This window comes from Nocardia aurantia, assembly GCF_009604425.1.
Classification (GTDB): domain Bacteria; phylum Actinomycetota; class Actinomycetes; order Mycobacteriales; family Mycobacteriaceae; genus Nocardia; species Nocardia aurantia.
In genome coordinates, this window is record NZ_WEGI01000014.1 from 335171 (window position 1) to 341470 (window position 6300).

Below are 6300 nucleotides of genomic sequence, written 5' to 3' on the forward strand. Positions count from 1 at the left end.
TCCTCGCCGAGATCCATGTTCTCTCAGCCCGAGATTATCATTTCCGCACCTCTACCCGGCCGATCCGAGCCCCTCACCAATTCCGGCAAATCGCCCGCGAACCCCCTCCGCCCCGCATACGACCCGGATTTTCTCGAGCGGTGTGTCGAAGCACGCCCCGGGCATCGGTGATGTTCAATCGGTGCCGTTGAGGTACCGGCGAACGAGTGAAAGGTAGTTGACATGGCTCTTCCCACCATGACCGCCGAGCAACGCTCCGAAGCGCTGGCCAAGGCGGCCGCGGTGCGTAAGGCCCGGTCGGAGCTGATCGAGCAGATCCGCAAGGGCTCGGTCTCACTGGCCGAGGTGCTCAAGCGCGCCGACAAGGAGGACTTGGTCAAGAAGACGAAGGTCGCAGCCGTCATCAAGGCCCTGCCCGGCATCGGCCCGGTCAAGGCAGCGAAATTGATGGACGAGGCGGAGATCCCGGTAGACCGTCGCATCGGCGGCCTCGGCTCGCGCCAGCGCGCCGCCCTGCTGGAGGCGCTGAACGCCTGAAAACCACCCGGACCGGCCCCAATGCCAGCGATTTGGTCCTCATCGATCAATCGGATAATCTTTCTGAGCATCACCGGTCCGGGTGGCGGAATGGCAGACGCGCTAGCTTGAGGTGCTAGTGCCCGTTTAAGGGCGTGGGGGTTCAAGTCCCCCCTCGGACACAATCGGGACACTCACGGGCGGTTGTGGCAGGAAATCTGCCACGGCCGCCCGTGTCCTGTTTTGGTAGGTCAGTTTCAAACCCAGGCGGCGGTACAGTTCCAGCTTGTCAGCGGGGTCGGCCTTCCGGAGGATGCCGATCAGCTCGCCCAGCGACGCCACTGTTTTCTGGATCTCGTCGGCGGTCATCCGGTGTCTGCTCGTGTCGGCGGCGCGGAGGGCGTCGATCCTGGCGTCGATGTCTTGCTTCTCGCGTTGCACCTGTGCGGTCCAGGTCGCGATCAGTGCCTCGACCTGGCCGCTGGATATTCGAGGTCGCGAATCCGCGCGCGGCCTGGATCAACCGGAGGGCGCCTCGCCGGACAGCTCGGCCAGGATCCGGCGGACTCCGCTCAGATCGGCGACGTACGGGCCCGGTGTCGCGCGGTCGAGCCGCACGTAGATGTCGACGGCCGCGCGGGCCGCGGCGATGGCCTCGGCCCGCCGGTCCCCGATGTCCCCGCATGCGTGGGCGAAGGCCCACAGTGCGTCAGCGAGTTCGGGCTCGTGGGCGGTGTCGGCCCCGACGAGTCGCTGTGCGCGCGTGACCGCCTCCTCGGCGGCGGCCAGCGCGTCCTGGTTCCGGTCGCAGTCCCGCAGCCGCAGGCTCAGATCGACCAGGGTCCGGGCCAGGGGCTGGTCGTACGCGGGGTTCGCCTGGGCCAGGCGGCGATTGAGTGCGACGGCTTCGGTCGTGACCTCCAGTGCGGCCGCGGACCGGCCGGACTTGGCCAGCACGGCGCCCAATAGCGCCGAGGACCAGGCCAGATTCGGTTCGTGGCCACCGGGATTGGTGGCGGCGAGCGTGCGGAACCGCTCGACCGCTTCCCGGGCGACCGGCAGCGCATCTTCGTGTCGCTCCGATCCCATCAGAACCTCGGCCAGACTGCCCAGCGCCGTGGGCAGGATCGGTTCGTAGGCAGCGGGATTGATCTCGGCGAGGTGCCGGTACCGGTCGGCCGCCTCCGCGGCGACCGGCAGCGCCTGCTGCCACTCGCCGGCGGCGACGAGCTGGATGGACGAATTCGCCAGCGCCAGTGCGAGATCCGGTTCATGGGCGGCCGGATCCGCCTGGGCCAGCACTCGATAGCGGTCGACGGCCTCCGCGCCGGCCGACAGTGCTTCCCGATGCCGTCCCAGTTGCCCCAGCCGATTACCGAGGCTCACGAGGGCCGACGCCAGATCGGCGTCATGGGTGTGGGAATCGGTGCGGGCCAGCGTGCGGTATCGGTCGACGGCTTCGCCGATGGTGTCCAGTGCTTCCCGATGCCGGCCCAGCGTCGAGAGCCGGTTGGTGTAGTTGAGCAGCGCCAGTGCGAGTTCCGGCTCGTGGGTCTGCGGATCGGCGGCAGCCAGTGCCCGATATCGTCGCAGGGCTTCCTGCGCGGGTTCGAGCGCCTCGTCGTGCTGGCCGAACCCCGACAGCAGGACCGCGAGATTGTCCAGCGCGGCAGCCAGTTCCGGTCCATGGGTGCCCGGATCGTCGGCGGCGAGCGCCCGCAGGCTGGCGATCGCCGCCGCGCTCGCCTCCAGCGCTTCCGCCCGGCGGCCCGCATGGTCGAGGCGGTCCGCATGCCATCGGTAGACGTGGGCGCGGTCGGCCGGATCCGCACTCGCCGCAAGCCGGTGCGGCAGCAGCGCGGTGCTGAGGGCAGCGGTCGCGATATCCAGATCGACCCGGCGCGCCTGCGGGATCGCCGATTCCACGGTGTGCAGGGTCGTCGGATCGACGCCGGGCAGCTCGGCGAGCCGGAGCAGGGTGGCACCCCCGGCGCCGATCGCGACACCGGGATGCGCCCGGATCAGCGGTTGCAGCACGGTGGTGGTCAAGCCCGGTGCGCGGTGTGCGGTCTCGATGAGCATCGTCATCATGTGCGGTGCGTACCGGGCGATCCGCGGGTCCAGGCTGCCGGCGAGCAGATCGGGAACCTGCCGCAACCACGGGTCGTCGGCGGCCGAGAGCCGGCTCGCGAGAAAGTCTTCCGCGAGCCGGTCCGGCAGCAACTGCTGTAGTGCCGCATCCGGGACCGTCGGCGGATAGCAGATCCGGTGATCGTCGAGCAGTTGCTGTGCCGCACCGGGTTCCAGGCCCGCCCGCGCGACGATCGACAGCGCGTCCCGATGATCGACCGCGCCGGTGAGCGCGGCCAATCCGACCAGCCGGCCCATCATCGCGGGCGGGGTGGTGATCCGGTGGTTCTCGTAAGCGGCTGTCCAATAGTCGGTTTCCCGGGTCAGCAGATATCGGGACAGCTGCTCCGGGTGGGCCGGTGGCCGGTCGCTGCGGGCGGCGGCGTCGACGGCGGCCAGCGCGGCCATCTGCACTGTCAGTGTGACGGCATACGCGGGATCATCGAGCGATCCGGCGGCCCGCAGCCGCTGCGGCTCCGAGACGCCGAGCAATTCGGCGAATCGATCCCGGGCCGCGTCGAACAGCTCGGCGCGATCCAGCGGCGGGGGACTGCGCAACGGCAGCTCGTCGACCGCGAATTCGAGCTTGGTGAGCGGATTCTCCAGGGATTGCCACCACCAGCCCGCCGGGCGGGCGAGCAGCAGGACCCGCACCGGTACCGCAGCTTCGGCGTAGCGCAAGCTGATGTCGCGCAACAGGATTGTCAGGTCCTCGCGTGGCCAGCGCTCGGCGTAGTCGACCAGCAGCAGCAGTCCACGGGCCCGGGTCACGTCGGGGACCGCCGCCGGATTCGGAGACGGATCCGTGGCGTGATGCGCGACCGCGACCGCCCAGCCGGCCGACCGGCTCGCATGGGCGAACTCCAGGGCCAGCCTGGTCTTGCCCATTCCGCCCGGTGCGTGCACCAGCAGCGCCGCCCGTGCGGTCTCGGTGGCGTTGCGCCACAGCTCGAGTGCGTGCCGTTCCGCGCCGCGGCCGAGGTACGGTGCCACCCGGTGCCGGGCGGCCAGCAACTGCCCGAGCCGGGTCTGCGGCAGCCGGGGGACCGGCGGCGTGTCGGGCAATGGTTCGGTCCAGAACCGGTCGGTGTGGACCACGACCGTGACGAAGTAGTTCGTCTGGGTGGCGTGGTCGCCGATGATGCCGATCGTGGCGCCCTGCGCGTCGATCACGATCGGGGATGCCGGTTCCGGGTCGGCCGGCGCTGGTTTCTCGGTCGTCTGGATCACCTCGCGGTACGTGTCGGGAACGACGCCGTGCCGTCACCGCGTGTGGCGCGCGGTTCCGGTGCCGGTGGGGTACCGACGGCCCGCCTGTGTGCACACGAATCGGGCGAACAGATCCGGTGAACGCCGCCTGGTCGGTGTCTTCGAACTCGGCGAGCGCGGTGTCGTAGGAGTGCAGTATCTCCCGAACGCCGCGTCGGAAGGTGGAATCCGCGCGGAGTGGCCCGCTACCGGGTGGGCATTCGCGCCGGGCCTCCGGTTTCCTGCTGACCCCGGTTCGGCGGGAGGACCTCGCCGGCGCTGTGTGGTGAGTTCAATGCTCTCCGAAAGTGCTTCGGGCACAGGCTGATTCTGCGAGAATCCGGTCAGGGCCACCCGGGGTGGAGCTGGAATGCGCCGTTCCGGGACTCATGATGGGTGGTTATCTCGATGGGTCTTCCGCTCGACGACCGCATGCGGGTGCTGGTCACCATCAATCCGATCGAATCACATCTGCGTGGGCTGGTCACGCTCGTCCGTACGCTCGGCACACTCGGCCACGACGTGCGAATCGCGATGCCCGACAAGTGGTCCGGCTGGCTGGACGCCAACTACGGGGTGCAGATCATCGATGCCGGGCCGTCGTGGCTGGACCCCGATTTCGATGCGATCGTCTTCGGTGCGTTGCTCGACGGGGGTGCGCCGGCCTTCGACCCGTGACCACCAGCGGCAGGCGATCGTCGAGTTCAGTCGATCCGCGCCGGCGGCAACTCGCCCTGACCGGTGTCGGCCTGTACGCGGCGGTCGCGTCCCTTCACGAACGAGCCCGCCAACCGAGCGCAGACCCGCCCGGACCTGATCCGCCGATCGGTCGAAAGTGTCGTGTCGCAACACTGTTGTCTCGCCTCGTCAGATCCACTGCTTTCGCAGAGGCTCGCGGTCGGAAGCGGTTGCTGTACAGCATTGCCGGCACTGAGCAATGTGCCGGGTCGCTGATGTCGTACACCAGGAATTCATGCTCGCGGGCAGGCTCGAGGTTCTACGATGACGGCACCCGCGGACAGCGGGAATACCGAGGGGGTTGAATTTCGTGGATCCTGTCGTGACCGAGACCGGGAAAGCTCTGGTGACATTGGCGGGCACCGAGGTGTGGCCTGCCGCGAAAGACGCGGTGACCGGCTGGTGGCGCCAGCATCTGCCCGGTCAGGCCGCCGGGATCGCCGGCGATCTGGACCAGTTGCGCACCGAGGTCGCCGGGACCGGTGACGATCGCCCGGCTCGGGACGCGCTGGCGGGGGAGTGGCAGTCCCGGTTGCGGCGGCTGCTGGCCGCCGATCCCGCACTGGCGGTGGCACTTCGGCACCTGTTGACCGGCCGGCTGGCCCCGCTGCTGGACACCGTTGGTGACACCACGACGGTGACACAGACCGCCACGGTCACCGGCAACAACAACACTACCGTCCAGGCCGGCCGCGACGTGACCACCTCCAGTACCCGCGTAGTCAACGCGGCCGGAGCGATCATCGGCGCCATCGGCGACCACAACAATCACACCAACCACTTCCACCGCCCCCAGTAGATGACACATCCGGCCTGACAGGTCTGCGATCCTCACCGAGATCACGGACTCACCGGGATACGCCCCGGTGCGTGTGCATCGACCGTCCCAGCGGTCCTCGCCCATGGCTGCCGGTGTCATGTGCTCGGGAGTCGTAGCGTGCCAGGCCGGTCCGACGATGGTTGCAGGCGAAGCAAGTTCGTGCTGATGAGCAGGAAGGGTGTGCGGTGGGTGCGAGATGGGAGGCAGTAGCGCCGGTGGCGGTTCCGACCGCGGTGACGGCGGTGGTGACCACCGCGTCGTCGGCGGTGGTGAACCTGGCGACCAGCGACAACGCCGCGTGGTGGCTGTGGCTGATCGCGGCCGGGCTGACCGCGATCAGTTTCGGTGCCGCCCTGTGGCTGCACCTGCGGCAACCCGCGACCGCGCCATCCGGAACGCCGTCTGAGCCGGTCGGCGGGAACCAGGCGAGTCTGACGGTGACCGGTGACGGCAACACGACGGTCCAGGCGGGCCGGGATGCGACCGTGTCGCAGGATCGCTCGATCGCGATCGATACCGGTGGAGGCGATTTCCACGGGACCGCCGCCACCGGCGACCACACCCGGGTGGTGAACGCGCCCGGCGTGGTCATCGGCGCCATCGGCGACCACAACAACCAGACCAACCACTTACACCACCCGCGATAGCCAGTACCGGGACAACCCCGCCCGGATCTCGCCGATCCGTGTCCGCCTCAACGCACTCGAACCTCGAAGCGACCTGAGGTTCCGGCTTATATGAATGTCACCGGTTGGCTGGCTGGGTGATCACCGGTCGTAGTCTGCCGGAGGTGTTGAGCCGGGGCTGGCTCGTGAGGTTCCTGCCGCCCGTTCGGGCTGGCTCGCCGG

Annotated in this window: 6 protein-coding genes and 1 tRNA gene; 5 read left to right on the forward strand and 2 right to left on the reverse strand. The window is 68.8% G+C overall.

What is annotated here, in order from left to right:
* Positions 1 to 222 precede the first annotated feature (222 nt).
* Together mihF and NRB56_RS31400 are read left to right on the forward strand one after the other, a co-directional pair.
* Entirely contained in the window at positions 223 to 537 is a 315-nt protein-coding gene (gene mihF / locus NRB56_RS31395) for an integration host factor, actinobacterial type (RefSeq protein WP_026342753.1), read from the forward strand.
* A 76-nt stretch (positions 538 to 613) separates the two neighbouring features.
* Positions 614 to 698 (forward strand) — tRNA-Leu (locus NRB56_RS31400).
* Here NRB56_RS31400 and NRB56_RS31405 read toward each other — a convergent pair.
* Together NRB56_RS31405 and NRB56_RS40290 are read right to left on the reverse strand one after the other, a co-directional pair.
* Entirely contained in the window at positions 664 to 957 is a 294-nt protein-coding gene (locus tag NRB56_RS31405; RefSeq protein ID WP_153347923.1) for a hypothetical protein, read from the reverse strand. The two genes, NRB56_RS31400 and NRB56_RS31405, sit on opposite strands and share 35 nt — an antisense overlap.
* Positions 958 to 1035: 78 nt before the next feature.
* Positions 1036 to 3876: a tetratricopeptide repeat protein gene (locus NRB56_RS40290; RefSeq protein WP_153347924.1), complete on the reverse strand. Its 2841-nt coding sequence runs from the start codon at positions 3874 to 3876 to the stop codon at positions 1036 to 1038.
* A gap of 426 nt (positions 3877 to 4302) precedes the next feature.
* Between NRB56_RS40290 and NRB56_RS31415 the strand changes: the two genes are divergently transcribed.
* From NRB56_RS31415 to NRB56_RS31425, 3 genes are all read left to right on the forward strand, one after another.
* A complete protein-coding gene (locus tag NRB56_RS31415; protein ID WP_153347925.1) occupies positions 4303 to 4572 on the forward strand; it encodes a glycosyltransferase family protein in 270 nt (89 codons plus the stop codon).
* 382 nt (positions 4573 to 4954) lie between these two features.
* Positions 4955 to 5431: a hypothetical protein gene (locus tag NRB56_RS31420; protein WP_153347926.1), complete on the forward strand. Its 477-nt coding sequence runs from the start codon at positions 4955 to 4957 to the stop codon at positions 5429 to 5431.
* Between the two features lie 236 nt (positions 5432 to 5667).
* Positions 5668 to 6099, forward strand: coding sequence for a hypothetical protein (locus tag NRB56_RS31425; RefSeq protein ID WP_153347927.1), 432 nt, complete (start codon positions 5668 to 5670; stop codon positions 6097 to 6099).
* The last annotated feature ends 201 nt before the right edge of the window (positions 6100 to 6300 follow it).

What these genes read in the sequence shown, in the direction of transcription:
- mihF (WP_026342753.1), top strand. Translation starts at nt 223, where the DNA reads ATGGCTCTTCCCACCATGACCGCCGAGCAACGCTCCGAAGCGCTGGCC.
- NRB56_RS31415 (WP_153347925.1), top strand. Translation starts at nt 4,303, where the DNA reads ATGGGTCTTCCGCTCGACGACCGCATGCGGGTGCTGGTCACCATCAAT.